Annotated in this window: 16 protein-coding genes; 4 read left to right on the top strand and 12 right to left on the bottom strand. The window is 64.0% G+C overall.

The window, feature by feature from the left end; all coding sequences use genetic code 11:
- Genes NKH93_RS17130 through NKH93_RS17100 form a run of 7 tightly spaced genes read right to left on the bottom strand, consistent with a single transcriptional unit; the run spans position 1 to position 6,564 of the window.
- Positions 1-951: an ABC transporter permease gene (locus tag NKH93_RS17130; protein WP_352971052.1), complete on the bottom strand. Its 951-nt coding sequence runs from the start codon at positions 949-951 to the stop codon at positions 1-3.
- Positions 948-1,691: an ATP-binding cassette domain-containing protein gene (locus NKH93_RS17125; protein ID WP_352472917.1), complete on the bottom strand. Its 744-nt coding sequence runs from the start codon at positions 1,689-1,691 to the stop codon at positions 948-950. Before NKH93_RS17125 ends, NKH93_RS17130 begins: the two co-directional genes overlap by 4 nt.
- Positions 1,684-2,421 (bottom strand): ATP-binding cassette domain-containing protein, encoded by a 738-nt coding sequence (locus NKH93_RS17120; protein ID WP_352971048.1) that lies wholly within the window; start codon positions 2,419-2,421, stop codon positions 1,684-1,686. Before NKH93_RS17120 ends, NKH93_RS17125 begins: the two co-directional genes overlap by 8 nt.
- A 55-nt stretch (positions 2,422-2,476) precedes the next feature.
- Positions 2,477-3,664: an ABC transporter substrate-binding protein gene (locus tag NKH93_RS17115; protein ID WP_352590350.1), complete on the bottom strand. Its 1,188-nt coding sequence runs from the start codon at positions 3,662-3,664 to the stop codon at positions 2,477-2,479.
- A gap of 21 nt (positions 3,665-3,685) precedes the next feature.
- Positions 3,686-4,828 (bottom strand): extracellular solute-binding protein, encoded by a 1,143-nt coding sequence (locus NKH93_RS17110; protein WP_352971156.1) that lies wholly within the window; start codon positions 4,826-4,828, stop codon positions 3,686-3,688.
- Between the two features lie 20 nt (positions 4,829-4,848).
- Positions 4,849-6,009, bottom strand: a complete 1,161-nt coding sequence (locus NKH93_RS17105) for a CaiB/BaiF CoA transferase family protein (RefSeq protein WP_352971044.1) — start codon at positions 6,007-6,009, stop codon at positions 4,849-4,851.
- A 3-nt stretch (positions 6,010-6,012) separates the two neighbouring features.
- Positions 6,013-6,564: a MaoC family dehydratase gene (locus NKH93_RS17100; RefSeq protein ID WP_352455282.1), complete on the bottom strand. Its 552-nt coding sequence runs from the start codon at positions 6,562-6,564 to the stop codon at positions 6,013-6,015.
- A gap of 190 nt (positions 6,565-6,754) precedes the next feature.
- On the opposite strand from NKH93_RS17100, the gene NKH93_RS17095 reads away from it, so the two are divergent.
- Positions 6,755-7,852: a lactonase family protein gene (locus NKH93_RS17095; RefSeq protein ID WP_352971041.1), complete on the top strand. Its 1,098-nt coding sequence runs from the start codon at positions 6,755-6,757 to the stop codon at positions 7,850-7,852.
- Between the two features lie 52 nt (positions 7,853-7,904).
- Here NKH93_RS17095 and NKH93_RS17090 read toward each other — a convergent pair whose 3' ends face one another.
- From NKH93_RS17090 to NKH93_RS17070, 5 genes are all read right to left on the bottom strand, one after another.
- Positions 7,905-11,153, bottom strand: a complete 3,249-nt coding sequence (locus NKH93_RS17090) for an AfsR/SARP family transcriptional regulator (RefSeq protein ID WP_352971038.1) — start codon at positions 11,151-11,153, stop codon at positions 7,905-7,907.
- Between the two features lie 437 nt (positions 11,154-11,590).
- Complete coding sequence (locus NKH93_RS17085) at positions 11,591-12,313, bottom strand: phosphoadenylyl-sulfate reductase (RefSeq protein WP_352612185.1); 723 nt, start codon at positions 12,311-12,313, stop codon at positions 11,591-11,593.
- A gap of 36 nt (positions 12,314-12,349) precedes the next feature.
- Positions 12,350-13,780: a putative sulfate exporter family transporter gene (locus NKH93_RS17080; protein WP_352819046.1), complete on the bottom strand. Its 1,431-nt coding sequence runs from the start codon at positions 13,778-13,780 to the stop codon at positions 12,350-12,352.
- The gene (locus tag NKH93_RS17075) at positions 13,777-15,864 is read right to left on the bottom strand and encodes a di-heme oxidoredictase family protein (RefSeq protein ID WP_352971154.1); all 2,088 of its coding nucleotides are present in this window, start codon (positions 15,862-15,864) and stop codon (positions 13,777-13,779) included. Before NKH93_RS17075 ends, NKH93_RS17080 begins: the two co-directional genes overlap by 4 nt.
- 339 nt (positions 15,865-16,203) lie before the next feature.
- Positions 16,204-16,917: a GntR family transcriptional regulator gene (locus tag NKH93_RS17070; protein WP_352819051.1), complete on the bottom strand. Its 714-nt coding sequence runs from the start codon at positions 16,915-16,917 to the stop codon at positions 16,204-16,206.
- Between the two features lie 258 nt (positions 16,918-17,175).
- Between NKH93_RS17070 and NKH93_RS17065 the strand changes: the two genes are divergently transcribed.
- The 3 genes from NKH93_RS17065 to NKH93_RS17055 all read left to right on the top strand — a co-directional run bounded on the left by NKH93_RS17065 (position 17,176) and on the right by NKH93_RS17055 (position 20,699).
- On the top strand, positions 17,176-18,264 hold the full coding sequence (locus NKH93_RS17065; protein ID WP_352819053.1) for an ABC transporter ATP-binding protein: 1,089 nt from the start codon (positions 17,176-17,178) through the stop codon (positions 18,262-18,264).
- A 36-nt stretch (positions 18,265-18,300) separates the two neighbouring features.
- Entirely contained in the window at positions 18,301-19,590 is a 1,290-nt protein-coding gene (locus tag NKH93_RS17060; RefSeq protein ID WP_352472208.1) for an ABC transporter substrate-binding protein, read from the top strand.
- 197 nt (positions 19,591-19,787) lie between these two features.
- Entirely contained in the window at positions 19,788-20,699 is a 912-nt protein-coding gene (locus tag NKH93_RS17055; RefSeq protein ID WP_352612193.1) for an ABC transporter permease, read from the top strand.
- Positions 20,700-20,702 lie beyond the last annotated feature (3 nt).

Raw genomic sequence — 20,702 nt, 5'->3', positions numbered from 1 at the left:
TCAGCCTTTCCGTCCCGAGAGCCGCTCCTGCAGCGCCGTCATGATGACGGCCACAACCAGGATCGTGCCATAGGCGATCTGCAGCACATAGGTGGAGACGTTGAAGGCGGTCAGCACGCTCTGCAGCAGGAAGATGTCGACAGCGCCGATGGCGGCGCCGGCGAGCCCGCCGCGCCCGCCGGCAAGGCTGACGCCGCCGAGCGCCACCGCGGCAATCGCGATCAGCGTGTAGGTCGGCCCGATATTAGGGTCGGCCGAACCGATCAGGGCGGTCAGCATGAGGCCGGCACAGGCGGCAAGTATGCCGGTCATGACATAGGCTATGAAACGTACTTTGGTGACTGGAACGCCGGCCGTGTAGGCGGCACGATCGTCGCTGCCCACCGCCATCAGCTGGTCGTAATAAGGCGCGTGTCGCACCAGCCACCAGAACAGCAAGATCAGCGCCAGCGGCAGTGCCGACCAGGGTCCGGCCATTGCCTTCAGCCAGCCCGGCGCCGGCCCGATCGGCGCCGGCAGGACGGTCAGCGTCATGCCGGTGAGGATCAGATAGGTGCCGAGCGTCGCAACGATTGGCTGGATGCGGACGATGGTCGCCAGAAAGCCGTTGGCGGCGCCGACGATCGCGCCGATCAGAAGCGCCGCCGGCACGATGACCAGCGGCGAAGATATGCCAAGCCTGAGAAACAGCAGCTGGATCACCATCGCATTGACGAAGCCCATCAATGGTCCGACGGAAATGTCGATGCCGCCGCGCCCGGCGAGGATCACCGGAGCCGAGGCGAGCGCTGCGCCGATCAGCGGCGCGGCGAGCCCGATCAGCGCCCCCCAGGCGGCAGGATGGAAGCGCGCCGGATTGAGCAGCAGATTGACCGCGATCAGGATGGCCAGCAGCACTGCCGCAAAGCCAGCGCCGCGCCATCGCGCCGCCATGCGCCGCAACCCGCTCATGCCGCGCGCCCGAACATGGCGGCGATCACCGTATCGCTTTTCATCGCATCTCCGGTGATTTCAGCCGCCACCTGCTGTTCGCGGAACACCAGCACGCGATGGCAAAGCAGGAGGATCTCCTCGATCTCGCTCGACAGGATGACCAGAGCCATGCCGTCCGCCGCCAGTCCACGAAACACATCGTAGAGGACATGGCGCGTCGCCACGTCGACACCGCGCGTCGGATCATTGAGGAGCAGGATCGCCGGTTCCAGCGCCAATGCGCGGGCCAGCAGCACCTTCTGCTGATTGCCGCCGGAAAGCGTGGTGATCGGGGCGTCCGGCCGTGGCGCGATGATCGACAGTCTGTCCCGATAGCGTTCATAGCGCTGCCGCCGCGCGGCGAAGCTGAGCAGACCGAAACGCATATCGCGCGACAGCGTCGAGACGGCAAAATTGTCGAGCACCGATTGGGTCGGAAAAATGCCGGTGGTGCGCCGGTCGCGCGGCAAATAGGCGATGCCGCCGGCGACCGCCTTGCGGAAATTGGTGATCGCGCGCGCTCCGGTTGGCGCCTCGACGGTCACCTCGCCGCCGGCCGGGCGTTCCAGGCCGGCCAGCACTTTCAGGAACCGCTCCTGTCCGTGGCCGTCGAGGCCGGCAAGGCCGACGATCTCGCCAGGCGCGATGGTTTGCGTCATGGGGCTTGCGCCCGGCGCGATCACCAGGCCACGCACCGAAAGGCTGGCGCGATCAGCCATGCGCCAGCTCCGCCGCCGTGCGTGGCGCCATCGCTCTGAGAAGTTCGGATGCGGAGGACGTGCCGCGTTCCTCAGTCGTCACCACGCTGCCGCCGCGCAGCACGGAAATCCGGTCCGAAAGCGACATCACCTCGTCCATGCGATGGGTGATGAACAGGATCAGGCAGCCTTCGGAGGCAAGCTTGCGCATCATGGCGAAGACCGCCTCGCGATCGGCAAAGTCGAGCGCCGCCGTAACCTCGTCAAGGATGAGAATGCGCGGGCTGCGCACCACGGCGCGGGCGAGCACTACCAATTGCTGAACCGCAAGCGGCAATTGCCCGGCCAACTGGTCGAGCGGGATCTCGGTCACCGCGAAGCGCTTCAGCACCGCTTGCGCGGGTTGCCGCCGCTCGGCACGCGGCACGGTGCGCGTCAGCAAGCCGTCGAGGCCGAGCAGGATGTTGTCCGTCACCGAACGGTCAGGCGCGATCAGCACTTCCTGGAACACGGTGGCGAACCCGACGCCCTGGAACGCCGCCGGCGAGAGGCCGGTAAAGGGCGCTCCGTCGAGCAGGATCGCGCCGCTGTCCGGCTGGACGATTCCCGACAGCAGCTTGACCAGCGTGCTCTTGCCCGACCCATTCTCGCCCAGGATGGTGTGGATCGTGCCGGCGCGGAATGCGATGGAGGCATTGGCCAGCGCGATCGTTTCACCGTAGCGTTTCGAGATGGCCTGGACTTCCAGCATGAGCAATCCTGATGGAGAAAGCCGGCACCGCCCGTGCGGAGCCGGCCTTCGTATCCTACTTGGCGCAGGCGTCCGGCACCTTCGAATAATCCCAGCCCTTGGTGGGTGCCGGATTGGCGAAGTAGGCATCGAGCCATTCCTCCGGCATCGGATCCTTCGGCGGGACCGGGAAGATCGAGACGGCGTCCGGCGTCATGCAGTCCTTGTACCAGGCGCCGAGGTCGGCATTGTGCACCGGCGGAATCGGGATCAGCAGCGTGTTGAGCTTCGGCTTCTGTCCGTCGAGCATGCGCACGCCGACACGAAACAGCGTCTCGGCCGTCCAGTGCGGCAGAACCGCATGGCCTTCGAAGCGGTATTTGTCGGGATTGGCCTTCCAGTAGCCGAGCGCATCGCCGGTGATCGAGCCGGTGATCAGCGGGGCAGGGCGGCCGGCCTCGGCAAAGGCCTCGGCGACGACGCGGCTTTCGCTGCCCGTCGTCCACACCGCATCGATCGGCGCCGGATTGGTGGCGATCGCCTGCAGCACCGCCGTCTTGGTGACGTTGGCCGTCCAATTGCCGTTGACGCTGCGCGAGACCTTGAGCTTTGAATTTTCGGCCAGCGCCTTGTCGCCACCCTGGCGCTCCTGCACGACGATCGGGTGACCGGCAATGCCTTCGACCAGAAGCACGCTGCCGCCGTCCGGCATTGCTTTGCCGATCGCGGTCATCATGTCGTAGCCCCAGCGCGCATAGTTGGAATCGACGTTGATCGCATTCGGGCTGGTCACCGACCCAGCTGCCGTGATGAAGGGGATGCCGGCTTTGGCTGCGGCATCGATGGCATCGTCCAGCGCCGTCGCCGAGCCGGGGATCGAGGTGATGATCGAGCATTTCTTGTCGATGAAGGCGCGGATCTGGTTGATCTGCTGACTGGCGTCGTTGTTGGAATCCGACACCTCGAAGCTCGCCACGGTGCCGTCGGCGATCAGGCCGTCGACCAGCCGCTTCAACTCCTTGGTCACGGTGACGCGCCACGGATTGCCCTGGTAGGACTCGGAGTGGCACCATTTCCACGGCTTTGACGGCGGCGTGAAATTATCCCAGGCCGACGGCAGCACCTTTTGCGGCGCGCCGTCATATTGTGCCTTCAGTTCGGTCGGCAATCCAGCAATCACGCCCGAAACGTCTTGAGCGCAGGCTATGGTCGTGACCGATGCAAGTGCGGTTGCGGCCATAAGGCCGCGGATCAGGCTGTTCATGTTCTCCTCCGTTCGGTTGTTTCAGGCTCCTCCGCCGGCAACGCCGGACACCTGCGTCGAAAGGCTCTCCCGAAACAGGCGATTGAGATCGGCAACGACGCGAGCGGCATTCTGCCTTTCGCTCAGGCCGAGATTGATGCGATCGGACGCCGCCTGCTGGAACGCCATGTAGCCGTCGTGCCGCGGCCTCACCCAGGCACCTTCGAGCGTAGCCCGCGTGTCCTTGTAGAAATTGCCGGCGGCGGCGTTGACGGCGGCATCCGCCCAGGCTGCCGCATGGCCGGGCTGGCCGCCGGCCGAGGCGTAGGGGCCGCGCTGCACGTCACCGCTGGCGATCCAGTAGGCGAAGTCGATTGCTGCCTGTCCGGCCTTCGAGAAGGCCGACACGGCGATGCCGGTCCCGCCGAGCGCCGAGCCTTTGGGGCCGGCATTGCCAGCGGCCGGGATATCCGCGAAAGCCAGGCGGGTGGGTCGAAACCCGGCGATGGCATAGGAGACATAGCCATAGATCAGCGGCGCGCAGGCGATCCGCGAGCCGGATCCGGCCATTTGCTCCAGAACCGCGATCGGATCCATGCCAAGACAGGCCGGGTCGACGAGGGCTGCGATCTCGCGCATCATCTCGAAGACCTGCTTGCCCGCTGCCGGATCCACGTGGTCGCCAGGGCCTTCACCGGCGGGCCGGCCGAGATTGCCGGCAAGCGTGTAGAACACCATCAGCGAATGCGGCGGCCTCAGCGGCAACAGCACGTGGCCTTGCCGCGCCAGATCGAGGGCATCGGCCCAGCTCGCCGGCGCAGCCGAAAGCATGTCGGGCCGCCATGCCTGCACCTGGCTGGCCGCGTCGATCGGAAACGCCCACTGCCGGCCTTGCCAGTTGTAGCTCGAAAAGGACCGGCCGACACTGCCCGCCGCAAGTGCCGCGCGTTCGGCTTCCCGGCCGGCGACATCGAGCGGCGCCAGGCAATTCTCGGCGGTGATCTGGCCGACATGCGGATGGTCGACGACGATCAGGTCGTAGGCACGGGCTAGTTCCTCGACCGGGAAGGATTCGAAATCCTGCAGCGAGCGCTTGTCCCATTCAACGGCGATGCCAGTTTGTTGCTTCCACAGTCTCGAACAGGCGACCATCGGGTCATAGCCGCGCGGATGGCTCCAGGTCATGCCTTTGAGCGTGGCGTCGCTCACAGCCCGAACTCCGCGCGGATTTTTGCGCTGTGCTCGCCGATGCGCGGCGCGGCCCGCTCGACCTTGGCGCGGACGCCGTCGACTCTGAGCGGCGAGCGCGTGGTGAGGATCGAAACGTTATCCTCGCGCGTCACCGTCTGCAGCATGTCGAGGACCTGGAAGCCTTCGCTGGCCATCATTTCCGGCCAGGTCAAAACCTTGGCGCACCAGATGTCGGCAGGCTCGAGGATGGCAAGCCACTCGTCGACCGTTTTCGTCGCGATTTTTTGCGCGATGATCGCCTTGATCTCGTCGCGGGCAGTGAACCAGGTCGACGGCTGGTCGCGGTAGGGCGCAAGTTCCTCGAGCCCGAGGAGATCGGCGAGTTTCGAGATCGGCGTCATGGCGATCGCCAGATAGCCGTCCTTGGCCGGATAGACGCCGTAGGGCGCCGAGAGATAGGCGTGCGCGCTGCGGAAGCTCGACCGCCGCGGCAGCCGGCGCCCGTCATTGAGATGCGTGGTCAGCACCTCGAACTGGAAGTCGACCAGCGCTTCGAGCAGGCTGGTCTCGACATGGCTGCCCTTGCCGGTCACGCCGCGCCGCACCAGTGCGGCGAGGATGCCTTGCGCGGCGGCGGAACCCGCCAGCATGTCGGCGATCGCCAGGCCGAAGGGCACCGGCCCCTGGTCCTCGTCGCCGTTCAGCCACATCACGCCGGAGCGGGCCTGCGCCAGCAGATCCTGCCCCGGCCGCTTGACCCACGGGCCTTCCTCGCCATAGCCGCTGATCGAGGCATAGACCAGGCGCGGATTGATCTTGCGCACCGCCTCGTAATCGAAGCCCAGGCGTTCGATGACGCCGGGCCTGAAATTCTGGATCAGCACGTCGGCCCTGGCCAGCAGGCCGCGCAGCGCCGCAAGGTCGGCCTCGTCCTTCAAGTCGATGGCAAGGCTTTCCTTGGCGCGGTTGATCGCATGGAAAATGGTGGAATCGCCGCCGATCTCGGTGTCGCTGAGATAGAGCCGGCGCGACAGGTCGCCGCCGTCAGGCCGTTCGATCTTGATGACCCGAGCGCCGAGGTCGAGCAGTCGCAGCGAGCAGTAAGGCCCGGACAAGAACTGGCTCATATCGACAACGATGAGCCCGGTCAGCGGCAGTTCGGCAATGGCAGCCATTGCCTATTTCTCCGTCTTACCGGCGAAATCGGCCGGATTGCGGTACTTCACCGTCTGCAGGTGCTCGCAATAAAGCACGAGCTCGCCTTCACCCTTGAAGACTTCATAGCTGGCGCGGATCAGCCCCATTTCCTTGTATTTTGGCTTCTTGTCGAGGTTGGAGCGGATTGAATAGATCGTGTCGCCTATGAACACCGGCTTGATGAAGCGCAATTTGTCGTAGCCATACGAAAAGGCGTTGATGCAATTGGTGGCGACGAGACCGAGCCCGGCCGAGAACACGAAGGCCCCTGCCACCAGCCGCTTGCCGAAAATGCCTTGCGTCTCGGCGAACATCTGGTCCTGCACGTATGGATGGATGTCGAGCACCAGTGTGTTGAAGAGATGGCTGTCGCCCTCGGCAATGGTCCGGCGCAGCGAGCGGATCTTCTGGCCGACCGGCCAGTCTTCGTAGAACCAGTTCTCCGCGTTCCAGACGGGAAGGTCAGCGTGATCCCTAGGCATGTTGGCGGGGTGTGTCGATGCCACGCCCACGGTTGGCGCGAAACCACTCATGACGACTTCCTCTGGGAGCGGGAATCGTCCATCAGGGCGCGCCGCAGACCAGCGAAATGCATGATCGATCCTCCCGTCAATCTTCTTTTGTGAATAGTATTTTCACATATGGGGTTGTGTTGCAAGCGTGAACAGGCGAAATTTTGCCTGCTCCGTCGGGGCCAATGCCGGCGGAACAAGGGAGGAAGTGATGCAGAATGCCTGTCTGGTTTTCGTCGGCAGCCTCAATCGCGACGCCCCGTATTTTCAGGGCGCGCGCGGCATCGGGCTGGGTGTCTACAGTTTCGACGAAGGGACGCTGCAGACGAAGAAACTGGCCGAGACGGGAGACATCGACAATCCCACCTTCCTGTCGGTGACGCCGGACGGCTCCCACATCTATGCCAACTCAGAAGTGTTCACCTGGCGCGAAGGGGTGGTCTCGGCCTACCGTTTCGACAGGCAGGCCGCCACGCTGTCCTACATCAACAAGCAGCCGACGCTGGGCAGCATCACGGCGCACAACACCATCACGCGCAACCGAACGAAGCTGCTGGTCGCCAATTACGGCATGGGCGAGGGCGGCCCCGATCGCTCGGTCGTGGTTTATGGGTTGGATGAGAATGGCGGCCTGACAGCGCCGTTGTCGAGCGTTGCCCATAGCGGGACCGGGCCAGATCCTGCCCGCCAGGAGCGGCCGCATGCCCATAGCGTAACCGAGACGGTTGCCGGCGGCATGGCAATCGTCGCTGACCTCGGCATCGACCGGCTGGTGTCCTATCGCATCGGCTCAGACGGCAGCCTGACGAAGCTCGCCGAGTCGGCGCTTGCGCCAGGCGCGGGTCCGCGCCATCTCGCACTGCATCCGGGCGGTCGCTTCGTGTTCGTCATGAACGAGCTGGATTCGACGGTTGTCTCGCTGGCGCTGGACGAAGCATCAGGCAAGCTTACGGCGATCGACAGCAAGCCGGCCGTGCCGCCCGAGGCGCGCGACGGCAATCACTGCGCCGACATCCAGATCTCGCCTGACGGCCGCTTTCTCTACGGCTCCAACCGCGGCCATGACAGCATTGTGGTGTTTTCGATCGACCAGCAAACCGGCAGGCTTGCCCTTGTCGGCTATACGCCTTGCGGCGGCGCCACGCCGCGCAACCTGGCACTGACGCCCTCGGGCGGCCATCTGTTCTCGGCCAACCAGAATGCCGACCGCATCTCGATTTTCGCCCGTGATGCCGCAACCGGCCGGCTGACCGACACCGGCCGATCCATCGATATTGGCACGCCGATGTGCGTGAGGATCGTGCGTTGAGCGCTGGCGGGTGAAAATTCCGCCAGTACCATGGCCATAAGAACGTGTCGTTTCAATACGAGTGTCGGGACGCCCGTCGCGCGAGATAGGGAGCCACCAGCGCGCGTATGTCTGCGGCCGCTACGTCACCGGCAGCACGCAATGCGCGCTCGTAGCGCCCATATTCGTCAACTGCGCCTTCGAAATCATTGCGGCACAGTTGCTCCTTTATCAGCGCTTTGCAGATCGGTCCGGCATCTGGATAGAAGTCCAATACCCCTAAATATATCGCCCGTGCTTTGTCGGCTTGGTCGGCCGCCTCCAGCCGCTGGCCGAGCCGCAGCCCAAGATCGATCAGTTCGCGACGCACGCGCTCGCAAGTCGGGAGCGACCAGGAAGCGGTTCGCTCGTGCAACAACAACGGACCCGGGAATGCATGGAAGAGCGCCTCCGCGTCTGGCCGCAATCCCTCCGCATTGACCTTTGCGACAGTCTTGAGCCGTGCTTCCCAGTCGGCGAGGTCGACCCAGACCTTGTCCGATGCAAGGCGAAGCTTGCCTTCGCGCTGGACGATGAGGTCGGTCCGTCCCAACAGCTTGCGCAGCCGATGAAGCGCCTGGTCGCACGCCGCCCGCGCCTGGTCGCCGTCGAGGTTGGGCCACAGCCAGTCCTGAATGGTCTCCAGCGAGCAGGTATTTTCCTTTGAGATCGCCAGCACTCGCAGGATGTCGAGGGCCTTCGTCGGCGGCTTCGCGCCGAGCGCGAGAGGGTTTGCATCGAGTTCGAGCCGAAAGCCTCCGAGGACGTGGACCCTGAGCGGCCAGGGCCAGGCGGCGGGCCGCCGGGGCGGCGGCTCGAGCCGGCGTTCGCGGATCAACGACCGGCAGAACTCGGGCTCGATGCCGCGCTCAAGCGCATCGCCAAGCAGTTCGGCGAGCAATTCCGGGACATTGAGCAGCACCATTGGCCAGCTGATGTCGCGCAGCGCTTCCAGGAAGGCCTGCAGCCGGTCGCCATAGTGCGGATCGTCGCTCCACAGGTTCTCCAATGCGGCCGCTGCCAGAATGCATATCTCGGTTCGCTTGTGGGCGCCGCCGTCCAGCCGCGGCAGCAGATCGCTGAGAAGCACGGCGGCTTCGCGCGGCTTCCTGTCCGCCAGCAGCACCTGGAACTGCGTGATGTAGTGCGGCCAGCGCTCGATCATCGGCTCGTTGGCCGCCTCGATGGCAGTCATGAAGCGCTCGCAATCCTGGTAAGCGGCCGTGAAATCGCCTTGCCTGGCATGGAGCGCGGCGTGGCAATCGGCGACGACGGCGACCTGCGTGGTGAAACGGCTGTCGGCGATCTCGGCCAAACGCTCGACCACTTGGTGGAACTCGGCAAAATCGTTGCGGACCTTCATCTGCATTTGCAAATGATAGAGCCCCCCGAACTCCACGCCCCTCAGCGATTCGCGCTCGCCAATCGCGATCGCCGCCCGCAACGCCGCTTCGGCCGACGGATAGGGAAAATCCCTTCTCTTGTAGGGAAAATAACGTCCACTTTCCGCACCAAAGGCGACCAGCCACATGCCGAGAATCCAAGGCAGCACGCTCTTGTCACTCAAATCGTCAACGACGCTGTCGACGGCCTTGGCGAACAGATCGGCGCGCATGGTCGATACCGAAAGATCGATCAGCGTTTCGCTGGCAAGCAGCCGCAATCCGCTCGGATCGTGCTCGGGATTCCGGGTCAACCGCTCCAGGAGTTCGGTTTCGAGTGCTTGTCCGGCGGGGCTGCTGCGATAGCAGTCGTCGCCGAAGTTCAGCGCCCGCATCATGCCAATGCGTACCAGCATCGCTTCCTCGGAAGGTAGTTCCGGAAGCCCGCGTTCGATCAGCTCGAACGCCCGTCGCGTCCACATGGACAGACCTTCGTACGTGCGCCAGCTGGCAGTCTTGACCAACACCGCCCGCGACACAGTGAGGCACAGGCCGCGCAGATCGTCGGCCTCGCCAAAGGCTTGCCACGCCTTGGACAGCCAACGCTCCGCCGCAGCGTCGTCGGGCATGTGGGCCACGCCCAGCCAATAGAAATGCCAGCCATTCATGATGGTTTCCGGCAATCGGCCGCACCACTCGATGAAGGTCGCGCGGCTCCCTTGCGCCAGCAAGTCCTCTGCGCGGCTCAGCAGCAGGTCGCTCGCTTGGTCCCAGTCGTCGGCCTGTAAGGCGAGGCGTATGGCTTCGTCATGACGGCCCGCCCCCGCAAGGACCTTCGCCGCCTTTCGCCGGAGCGATTGCTGCTCTTCCCTGGCAATTTGCTGTGCGAAACGACGCTCGAGGAAGTCGCGCAAGAGGTCATGAAGGTGAAAGATATCGCGGTTGTTTTCCGAGCGCGTGACCAGAAACTGTCGCCTGTAAAGCCTGTCGAGCAGCTTTCCTGCTTCGCCCGACCCGATCATCTCGTCAGCCAACCCGGCGCTGATTTCGGGCAGCAGATTGAGTTTCAGCAGCATGTCCTGGTCGACGGAGGGAAGGGAAAGGAAGAAATGACGACCGAGAACGTCGGGCAGCACGTTCTGCCCGCCGGGGACCGTCTCCGTTGTGCCGTCCAGTCCGGCTTTGGTGCCTTGGTCCGCGAGCAGGACGAGCCCGACCGCCCAACCGCGCGCCGCCTCGACATCGACCCGAGCGGCGTCCCTCGAACGCAGGTGGACGAGATCGCGCGCTTCCGCGGTCGAGAATTCGAGCGCGTGGCGGTCGATGACAGCCATTTTGCCCTTGAGAATGAGGTCGCCCAATTCCTCCTGGGGCAGCGTGCGTGAGACACAGATGCAGCGGACGGTGTCAGGAAGTTCACGGAACATCTCGGAAAGCACCGCCCGAAATTCTGCGGTATCGGCGTCGTGCAAATCATCGAGCACCAGAATTGTGCCCGGCTTTAGCCGAGCGAAATAGGCTCTGGAAAAGCGCCTGGCGAACTCCTTCGGCTGCTCGGCATACTCGACGCCGAAGACCGGCATGTCTCCAGCCGAGACTGAGTCCAGCGACTGCGCCAGATATTGAAAGAACCGCGCTATATCCTGGTCGCCCTCATCGACACGGTACCATATGTGCGGCGCCTCGACGCTTTCGAGATAATCGATGACCGCGGTCGTCTTGCCGTAGCCGGCCGGTGCCGCCACCCAGCATACGCTCGACCGCGACACCCGATCGATCGCTTCGAGAACGCGGTTCCGCCTCAATATCCTGGCGCTGCGCGGCGCCGCCAGCTTGGCGATCCGGCCTGTGCCCGAGAGCGGTTGCGTCGCATCGGCTTCAAAGGCGTCTAAGGCGGCCATGGGGGCTCCCGCTCGACCAATCATCGAGCGACGGTCGTGCTGCCATGACCGTCCCGCCGATCCGATTGACGTTAGCCTGGCGCAGTCATGCGACAATTCGTGGGGGCTTCGTAGATGAAGCGGCACTGGCTGATCCCGGGAGGGCGGATCTCGATGGTTGCGCAACCTGAAACTGGGCAATGGACGGCGGGCGAACCTCGCACTCGGTCTTCGACCGTCGGCTCCAAATCCGGTAGAAGACCTGATCATGGCTATTCCCTCCGATTGGCAAGCTCATGGGCTGCCTGGCAGTCCTTTCCAAACGCACGAGCTCATCCTGTGCGCAGTGGCATCCGCGCACATCGGTACGGTCACCTAGTTTCCCGGCGATTGATCTCCCAGTTTTCGCAAGCGTGCCTAGTTTTCAAGGCTTGTTGGGCGCCCGGGTCTTCGGTGCCTTACGCAACCGGAAATCGGGAAGCGGACGGGACCGGATTGTGCGAGGGGATGGGCGACCGGTGGATCCCGCACTCTGTTTTCGACAATCCGCTCCAGCGGCCCGCGCGCGGATTGTCCGCACTGCCGCACGCGACGGTGCAGGGCGCACAACCGATCGAGAAATAGCCTTTTTCGATGAGCGGATGCCGGGGGAGGCGATGATGGTCGAGATAGACCTCGATCTGCTGCCGGGTGAAGCGGGCGAGCGGCTCGATTTTCAGGCGTCCGTCAGTTTCTTCCAGCGTCGCAACATCCGTGCGAACTCCACCATGATAGCGCTTGCGGCCGGAAATCCAGGCCTTGAAACCGCTCAGGGCCTTCTCGAGCGGCAGCACCTTGCGGATGTGGCAGCACCGGTCCGGATCGCTGCGGTGCAGCGATCCAGAGCCGTCGAGCACCCGCAGGACATTTGCCCGGGGCGTGACGATGCGCACGTCGGTGAGGCCGAGCAAGGCCGTCAATTGCGTACGATAGGCGACCGTTTCCGCAAACAGCTTTCCGGTATCGAGCGTGACGATGGGGAGCGACCTGTCGATCGATGCGGCCATGTGCAGCAACACCGCAGATTCCGCGCCAAATGAGGAGACGAGCGCTACCTTTCCGCGGAACAAGTCGGTGACGAGTGGCGCCAGCAGCTCGGGTCCGTCGAGATGGTTCAGCTCCGCGATGATGCCTTCATGCATGGCGATTCGGTCCGGTTTTGGCGTGACGCGGCCGGTTCATAGTCTGCTCACGAAATCGAGGATCGCCTGGCGGTCGGCCTCGTCCAGGCCGAAGAAGCGGTCGCGGACGATCTGCGCCGTGCCGCCATGCGCGAACACTGCATCGCGCAGTGTGGTCGCGCGGCCGTCATGTAGGAAGCGCTGGCGCAGGCGGATGCCGACCAGCGGCGTTGTCCGCCATTCGGCGCCGATGGCGTTACCCTGGATGATCTTGTCGTCGAGCGCCGATCCCATGTCGTGCAGCAAAAGGTCCGAGTAGAGCCTGACTTCGCCGTTTGTGCCCGCCAGCGCCGGCACATGGCATTTGGCGCAGCCGACCGAAGCGAAGAGCCTTCCGCCATCGCTGGCCAGCATTGCGCTTTCGCTCGAGACCGACGGCGAGGCCAGGAAGCCGGCCGAGAACGGGATCAGTGCGCCATAGGCCAGGGTTGCCGACAAAAGCACTCCGCTGGAGCCGAGGCCGATCAGGCGCCACGCACCGCCGGCTTCGCCGAGACGGCCGATGCGTGTGGTGACCCCGAGCGCGACCATCACCATCAGGAACAGGAACTGGTCGACGTCGAGAATGCCGCGGCGCAGTTGCGGATCGAGCGTGATTTGCGAATTGAGCATCACCACGCCGATGAAGGCGACGATGAACCACGGGAACGGGATCGGCGTTGCTCCGGGCGCGCTCTTGCGGCCGCGAAAGAACGTGCCGATGGCCAGCAGAAGCGGGATGAGCATCAGCACCTTGCTGAGCTTGACGAGGGTAGCGGTGTTCAGCGCCCCGTCCGAGACTGCGAAGGAGGCGCCGTAGACCTGCGCCAGTTCGAAGATGCTCGCGCCGACGAACACGCCGTAGAGCCGGTCGTCGAGATGCGGCAGCCAGCCGCCCAGGAACATCACGGGATAGACGAGCAGCGCCGCGGTGCCGCTGAGCGTGATCAGGGCGATCGCAACCCCGGCGCTCTGGTCGCGTGCGCGCATCAGCGCAGCCACTGAGAGAATGGCGGCTGCGCCGCAGACGGCGCTTCCGACCGCGACCAGCAACGCGATCTCGGCCTCCAGCCTGAACAGCCTACGTGCGATGGCGTAGAGCAAAGCCGCGACCAGGATCAGTTCGATGGCCGCCACCGCGAGCGGCATCAGCCCGAGATCGAGGAACAGTCGCGTCGTGATGCGGAAGCCGACAAGGACGACCGCCAGGCGCAACAGGTAGCGCTTGGTGAAGTCGAGCCCCGGGCGCAGGACGTCGGGGCAGGCAAAGCTGTTGCCGATCAGCAGCCCGAAGAGCATGGCGACGAGGACCGGATTGCGCGACAGCGGCTCGCCCAATCCGCCGGCAATCCAGCCGCCCGCAAGGGCGAGCGCGGCCGCCACGGCTATACCGGGCAAGATCGAGTGCGCTTGTTCCGGCGCATGCGAAAACGTCAGGGCGATGCTCATCGCCTGGCCTCCTCGGCCGGGGTGAGCGTTCGCAGATAGGCAGCCACCGCCTCGATCTCTCCGGACCCTTGTTCGACGGGTTGCGTGTCCGTCCCGCTGTGGCCGGAGACGACGCTGGTGATGCCGAGCTCCCTGGTGAAAGCGTCGGCGACCATCTCTTCGAGGACCGCAATGTCGGCCTTCCAGCCATAGCGGCCGACGCGCGTCGCGCCGTTGGCATCGAGGACATAGTGCGGGCGGCCCTTGATCCCGTCGCCTTTGCTGACTGCCTGCGCCTCGATGACGCTGTCGGGTATGTCGTCTATGCCAGCGACGCCGTAGAGGCTGGGCGGCATGCGCAGCGAGATGACATTGGCCTGCTGCGGCAGTGCAGCCGGTTCAGCCGCGATGCCGGCACCATCGCGCAGCATGTAGCGCCGGGCGACCGGGCTGTTGGGATGATCGATCGGGACCGTGCGCCCGGATCCCGGATCCATATGGGCTATCCTGCGCGCGAAACGGTTCTCATCCGCGCTCGCACCGCCGGGGCCGGGATGACAGGACAGGCAGGACGTCGCATTGAACAATGGTCCAAGACCGGTCCGCGGCGTGAAATCGGTCTGAAACAGCTCCCTTCCGCGAGCGGCGAGATCGGGGTTGGCGGCAGCATTTTGCGTCTGCTGGGCCGTCGCCGACACGCCGTGCTCGTCAAAAGCAGGAACCTCGAGCAGCGCTCCGTCGCGGCCGGGAAATCCGGGAAGCTCGCCGCCTATCGTTATCCAGATCCGCTGCGCGTCCGCCGACGTTCCGATGGCTCGCAGGCGATCGCCGCCGAGAGGCCCAAGGCCAGGGATGTCGATCGTCGCTCGTGCGAGAAGCCGGCCGTCCTGGCTTATGCGCAGCAGCGAGCCGTCGCCGCGATTGGCGACGAACAGGTCCGACCCCCCGGCAAGCGTCGTATGGCTCGAAAAGTGCGGATTGGCGATCTCGGGGACAGCGGCGGCGATGTCGACTGGACGATCGAATTCCGGCAGCGAGACCATGCCAGCCCCGGCGACCGTGAAATGCCGCCGGTCGTCTTGCAGTTTCAGCAGCACCAGCCGGTCGCGGCCGGGGTCGGCGATGTAGAGAACACGGTCCGGATTCCACTTGAAGGCAATGCCGATGACGCCGGGATCGTCGCCGCTGTTGCGGCCCGTGCTCACCGTGCCAGGGCCGGCTAGGCCGTCGACACCGTCCTGGACATGGACCTGGACCACGCTGCCGTCCGCAGTGACCGCAGCGAACACGGCAAATCCGCTGCCGTCCGGTGACGGGCCGAGAAACGCCGTTCCGAGCGCGCCGGTCTGCAGCCCGCCGGGCGTCAGTTGGCCGCTTGCCCGGTAGTTCAGCCGCTTCGCCAGCCATCCGTTGGCCAGCCAGCCGCTCGCCAGCCATCCAGTGGGTTGAGCGATCTGCGCTTGTTTGCGATCGGTAGACCGGCCGGCGAACACGCCGCCGGCCTCGCGGCTTGGCGCATTGTCGAGCGGGGCTCCGTCGGGGTCGACGACGGTGACGCTGCCTTCGCCGGCCAATCCGTTCGGCGCGTTGGCGATCCAGGGCCTTCCAAAGGCGTTGTTGATCGAGATGTAGCGCGGTCCGGATGCCGCCGCCAGCCGCGCCGTTCGAGCCTGGCCATTGTAGCGCCGGTTGAGGAATGGCTCGCTCTGCGCCGTGTAGAGCTGGACTGGGCTCGCTCCGCCATAGTCGGCTAGATCTTGGTCGGTGAGATCCTGCGGAACCAGGATCGTGCCCGATTTGTCGCCGCGCGGATCGATTGACAGGATCGCGCCAGGTTTGAATACGAGATCGCATGGTGGCGCGCCGAAATTGCTGCCTACCGCGACCAGAACCCTAAGCGGATCGAGCACACGTCCTTCGCGCGTGGTCAGCAGGAATTCCGGATTTCCCGGTATCGGTCCGCCATTATGAAAACGCCCCACCTCGCGCACGCCGGCCACGCCCGGCAGCCCGACGGCGACGATACGGGCGCCCAGGCGCCAGGCGGAGATGTGATCGCTGGTGAAGCCCACCGTCGGCAGCAAGATGAAAGACACCGCTGTCATTCCGGAGATAATCCGGCCAAACGAAAGGTCCAGCGAGGCGCAGCTTCCTCGCGACCGACGAGTTTTGACGAAATCCATAAGCACCGCGGCAAGGCCCTTGCGCATTGCGACATCCCCGGCTCGATACCTCGATGCGTCTACATGCGGCCCCGAGCATGTGACGCTTATCTCGACGCAATCATTGAGCGGGTGCACTTACGTATCGTGTACGGCACCTCAACCGCCGGCCGTATCTTGCGCTTTGGGGGAAGGCGTGCGGCCGCGCGCGCTTCGCAAGGCAAGCGCTTGTCGGGCAAAGGTGATTATGGGCATGGCGAGGTTGCCGCGAACGGCAAATTTTCAGAACTCGAGCGCCTGCCTGAGTGCCGGGCCGCTCCTGACGCGCAAATCGAGGTCGGCCTCGATATGGTCGATGTGGTGCAGCATCAGCGCGCTGGCGCGTTCGGCATTGCCATTTTCCAGCGCCTCGAGGATCTGCGTGTGTTCGTTGTGGCCGCAGCTCGAGATGCCCGAGCGGCCATAGAGTGCGATCACCAGCGATGAACGAGCGACCAATTCCTCCATGAAGCGCTGCAGGATGACGTTTCCCGCGACCGACGCCAGAAGCAGGTGAAAATCCCCCGACGCCTTGATCTCCGATCGCCTTGCGTTCGGTCCGCGTTCGGCGATGAAACGGCCTTCTTCGTCGAGCTGGGCCTTGAACGCGGCGACATGCGCCGGCGTTATCCGTCCGGCGGCGGCGATCGCGATGCCTGGTTCGATGAGCCGGCGCGAAGCAAAAACCTGCCGCGCTTCCTCCGGCGACGGATTGGCGACGAAGGCGCCGCGATTGCGCTCGGTGCGCACCAATCCCTCGAAGGAAAGCATCTGCAGTGCGGCACGCGCCACGGTGCGGCTGACATCGAACAGCGTGCCGACTTCGCCTTCGGAAAGCTTTGTTCCCGGCGCCAGCCGGCGATCGACGATCGCGTCGCGCAACTGGTCGCGGATCGCCTGCGCGCGATCCTCGTTGGCGGCCTCGATAGCAGGGAAGGTCTGGTCGGCAATGTTCATGGCAGTGGTCCTGCGTTCTTCTACCCTGAATCGCATCGCTTGGACGAGAGACAAAGTGAATACAGAGATGAAAAAGATTGCATACGATCTTGACGAAGATCGGCGGCAATCGCCTATAATTTGTGCATCGCACAAGGGCGACGTGTCGGCAGCTACATAGAGGCAGCCCTGATTTCTTCGAGGATTCAGTCAGTTGGTGCGGCGGCGCGCAACTGGCACGCATGATGCTTTGGCTAATCCGACCAAAGGGGAAGCTGGATGTCCAAAGCCGCCGAAATCGACATTGTGTCCGTTTCGAAAGTCTATGGCGCGACGACTGCCGTCGAAGGCATCAGCCTGAAAATCCCTGCGGGAACCTATTGCTGCCTGCTCGGTCCGTCCGGCTGTGGCAAGACCTCGACGCTGCGCATGATCGCCGGGCACGAGAGCATATCGAGTGGCGACGTGCGTCTCGGCAACACAGTGGTCACCGACCTGCCGCCGGCCAGGCGCGGCACTGCCATGATGTTCCAGTCCTACGCACTGTTTCCGCATCTCGACCTGATCGACAACGTCGCCTTCAGCCTGAAGATGAAAGGCGTCGGCAAGGAGGAGCGCCGCGCCAAGGCGCTCGACATGCTGAAGCTGATGCAGATGGAGGCCTATGCCAGCCGCCGCCCGGCGCAGCTTTCCGGCGGGCAGCAGCAGCGCGTTGCCCTTGCGCGCGCCTTAATCACCGATCCCGAGGCGCTGTTGCTCGACGAACCGCTTTCGGCGCTCGATCCTTTCCTGAAGATCCGCATGCGAGCCGAACTGAAGAAGCTGCAGACGTCGCTCGGCATCACTTTCGTCCACGTCACCCACAGCCAGGAAGAGGCGATGGCGCTGGCCGACCTGATCGTGGTGATGAACGACGGCCGTATCGAGCAGGCGGCGCACCCTCGCACGGTGTTCGAGCGGCCGGCCACGGCCTTCGTCGCTCGTTTCATGGGCGACCACAATGTCATCTCCGGGCGCGTCGCCGGCAGTCGCGACGGCATGGTCGTTTTCGATGTGCCCGTCGGCGTCACGCTCGCCGCCAGCGGGCAGGGCAGGGAGACCGGGGAACCCATCGACATCGCCATTCGCACCGACCACGTGCGCATCGGCGAGCCGCCGGCAGCCGGGCTCGGCTTCACTGGCATCGTTTCAAACATCGAGTACCGCGGTTCGACCGTGAAGCTCTTGGTCAATGGCGCCGGCATCGAAGATTTCACGGTGATCGTCGACGACACCAGCTTCTTCGCCAGGCCGGTTGCCGTCGGCGACGCAGTGCCGATCGCCTGGGACGCCGAGGACGCGATCGTCCTTGGCCGTCTCGATTCCTGAAATCCAGCATAACCAACCAAAACAGGGGAACTGAACATGACCAACACCACCGACAAGAAGACTGGAATATCGCGACGTTCGCTGCTCAAGACAGGTGCCGCCGCCGTCGGTTTCGCCGCCGGTTCCGGCGCCATATCTGGCTTTCCGACCATCTGGGCGCAATCGAACATTACGCTGCGCCAGTTCGGCACCGGCGTATCCAACCTCAATGCCATCGCCGACAAGTGCAAGGCCGACCTCGGCATCACGCTGGAGATGACAGCAACCGATTCCGACGCCGCCGCGCAGCGCGCCGTGACGCAGCCCGACAGCTACGACATCGCCGACATCGAATACTGGATCTGCAAGAAGGTGTTCCCGACAGGCGTCCTGCAGCCGATGGATGTCAGCAAGCTGAAATATTACGACGAGCTGGTGCCGCTGTTCAAAACCGGCAAGCTGACGCCGGACAGCGTCATTGCCCAGGGCACCGCGCCGCATACCGTCGGTTACGTCGAGGCGCAGGACAGCAAGGTCTTCGCCAAGGCGCCGACCAACTGGTTCACCATGGTGCCGACGATCTACAATGCCGATACGCTCGGCATCCGCCCCGACCTCGTCGGCCGCGATATCACCACCTGGGCCGACATCATGGATCCGGCCTTCAAGGGCAAGACCGCCATCCTCAACATCCCGTCGATCGGCATCATGGATGCGGCGATGATCATGGAGGCAACGGGCAACATCAAATACGCCGACAAGGGCAACATGACCAAGGAGGAGATCGACAAGACGATCGACTTCCTGATCAAGGCCAAGCAAGCCGGCCAGTTCCGCGCCTTCTGGAAATCCTTCGACGAGAGCGTCAACCTGATGGCTTCAGGCGAAGTCGTAATCCAGTCGATGTGGTCGCCGGCCGTGGCCGCGGTCCGCTCCAAGGGCATCGCGTGCCGGTTCCAGCCGCTCAAGGAAGGCTACCGGTCCTGGGGTGGCGGGCTTGGCCTGGCAGCCCATCTCTCCGGCGCCGAACTCGATGCCGCCTATGAATACATCAACTGGTACACGTCCGGCTGGGTTGGCGGCTATCTCAACCGCCAGGGCTATTACTCGGCCAACATGGTGTCGGCCAAGAAGTTCATGTCCGAGGACGAGTGGGGCTACTGGATCGAAGGCAAGCCGGCAAAGGGCGATATCCTGTCGCCGGACGGCAAGGTCATGGAAAAGGCTGGCGCCGTGCGTGACGGCGGCTCGTTCGAAGAGCGCATGGGCAAGGTCGCCTGCTGGAACTCGGTCATGGACGAGGACCGCTACATGGTGAAGCGCTGGAACGAGTTCATCGCTGCTTGATGCCCTCTGCCTTCTCCCCTTGTGGGAGAAGGTGGATTGGCGCGCAGCGCCAAGACGGTTGAGGGGTGCTGGACGGAGCACTGTTGGTGCCAAGCTGGAACACCCCTCATCCGACCGAGCTTCGCTCGGCCACCTTCTCCCACAGGGGGAGAAGGGAACACCCCTCAGTCGCATCGCCGACTTCGACCGAGATATAGATGGCAGTAGCGCTCGAACAATCCACGCACGTTACGTCTGCAAAGCCTGCCAGACGTAGGCGCTCCTTTGCCGGAGTCGCCCCCTATCTCCAGGCGGCACCGCTGGCGCTGATCCTCGGCGCGTTCCTCCTGCTGCCAATTCTGATGATCGCCGTGGTCTCATTCTGGGATTACGATTTCGCGGCGATGTATCCGGATTTCCTGACCACCAATTATTCCGACACGCTCGGCTCCTGGGTCACCTGGAAAACCTACCTGAATACGCTGAAATACGCCGCCATCGTCTGGGCGCTGACGCTGTTCATCGGTTTCTGGGTCGCCTATTTCCTTGCCTTCCATATCAGGACCACGGCCATGCAGATGGTGCTGTTCCTTGTCTGCACGGTGCCGTTCCTGACCTCTAACATCATCCGCATGATCTCGTGGATTCCGGTGCTTGGCCGCAATGGCCTGGTCAACTCGACGCTGGTGCAAATGGGGCTGATCCCGAAGCCGATCGAATGGCTGCTCTATTCCGAATTCGCCGTGGTGCTGGCCATGGTGCATCTCTATACGCTGTTCATGGTGACGCCGATCTTCAACACGCTGATGCGCATCGACAAGTCGTTGATAGAAGCCGCGCGCGACGCCGGTGCTTCCGGCTGGCAGGTTCTGTGGAACGTCGTCATTCCGCTCGCCAAGCCCGGCATGGCGATCGGCACCATTTTCGTCGTCACCCTGGTGATGGCCGACTTCTCGACGGTGCAGGTGATGTCCGGCGGGCAGAGCGCCTCCGTCGCGCTGATGATGAAGAACCAGATGTCGCTGCTGCAATATCCGGCAGCCGCCGCCAACGCCGTCGTGCTCTTGGTGCTGGTGCTGCTGATGGTCGCGGGCATCCTGCGCATCGTCGACATCCGCAAGGAGCTGTGAGGC

Origin of the sequence: Mesorhizobium sp. M0954, assembly GCF_040319155.1 — a bacterium.
GTDB lineage: Bacteria > Pseudomonadota > Alphaproteobacteria > Rhizobiales > Rhizobiaceae > Mesorhizobium.
This window is presented reverse-complemented; position numbering and strand designations above follow the sequence as displayed.

What these genes read in the sequence shown, in the direction of transcription:
- NKH93_RS17130 (WP_352971052.1), bottom strand. Translation starts at nt 951, where the DNA reads ATGAGCGGGTTGCGGCGCATGGCGGCGCGATGGCGCGGCGCTGGCTTT.
- NKH93_RS17125 (WP_352472917.1), bottom strand. Translation starts at nt 1,691, where the DNA reads ATGGCTGATCGCGCCAGCCTTTCGGTGCGTGGCCTGGTGATCGCGCCG.
- NKH93_RS17120 (WP_352971048.1), bottom strand. Translation starts at nt 2,421, where the DNA reads ATGCTGGAAGTCCAGGCCATCTCGAAACGCTACGGTGAAACGATCGCG.
- NKH93_RS17115 (WP_352590350.1), bottom strand. Translation starts at nt 3,664, where the DNA reads ATGAACAGCCTGATCCGCGGCCTTATGGCCGCAACCGCACTTGCATCG.
- NKH93_RS17110 (WP_352971156.1), bottom strand. Translation starts at nt 4,828, where the DNA reads ATGACCTGGAGCCATCCGCGCGGCTATGACCCGATGGTCGCCTGTTCG.
- NKH93_RS17105 (WP_352971044.1), bottom strand. Translation starts at nt 6,009, where the DNA reads ATGGCTGCCATTGCCGAACTGCCGCTGACCGGGCTCATCGTTGTCGAT.
- NKH93_RS17100 (WP_352455282.1), bottom strand. Translation starts at nt 6,564, where the DNA reads ATGAGTGGTTTCGCGCCAACCGTGGGCGTGGCATCGACACACCCCGCC.
- NKH93_RS17095 (WP_352971041.1), top strand. Translation starts at nt 6,755, where the DNA reads ATGCAGAATGCCTGTCTGGTTTTCGTCGGCAGCCTCAATCGCGACGCC.
- NKH93_RS17090 (WP_352971038.1), bottom strand. Translation starts at nt 11,153, where the DNA reads ATGGCCGCCTTAGACGCCTTTGAAGCCGATGCGACGCAACCGCTCTCG.
- NKH93_RS17085 (WP_352612185.1), bottom strand. Translation starts at nt 12,313, where the DNA reads ATGCATGAAGGCATCATCGCGGAGCTGAACCATCTCGACGGACCCGAG.
- NKH93_RS17080 (WP_352819046.1), bottom strand. Translation starts at nt 13,780, where the DNA reads ATGAGCATCGCCCTGACGTTTTCGCATGCGCCGGAACAAGCGCACTCG.
- NKH93_RS17075 (WP_352971154.1), bottom strand. Translation starts at nt 15,864, where the DNA reads ATGACAGCGGTGTCTTTCATCTTGCTGCCGACGGTGGGCTTCACCAGC.
- NKH93_RS17070 (WP_352819051.1), bottom strand. Translation starts at nt 16,917, where the DNA reads ATGAACATTGCCGACCAGACCTTCCCTGCTATCGAGGCCGCCAACGAG.
- NKH93_RS17065 (WP_352819053.1), top strand. Translation starts at nt 17,176, where the DNA reads ATGTCCAAAGCCGCCGAAATCGACATTGTGTCCGTTTCGAAAGTCTAT.
- NKH93_RS17060 (WP_352472208.1), top strand. Translation starts at nt 18,301, where the DNA reads ATGACCAACACCACCGACAAGAAGACTGGAATATCGCGACGTTCGCTG.
- NKH93_RS17055 (WP_352612193.1), top strand. Translation starts at nt 19,788, where the DNA reads ATGGCAGTAGCGCTCGAACAATCCACGCACGTTACGTCTGCAAAGCCT.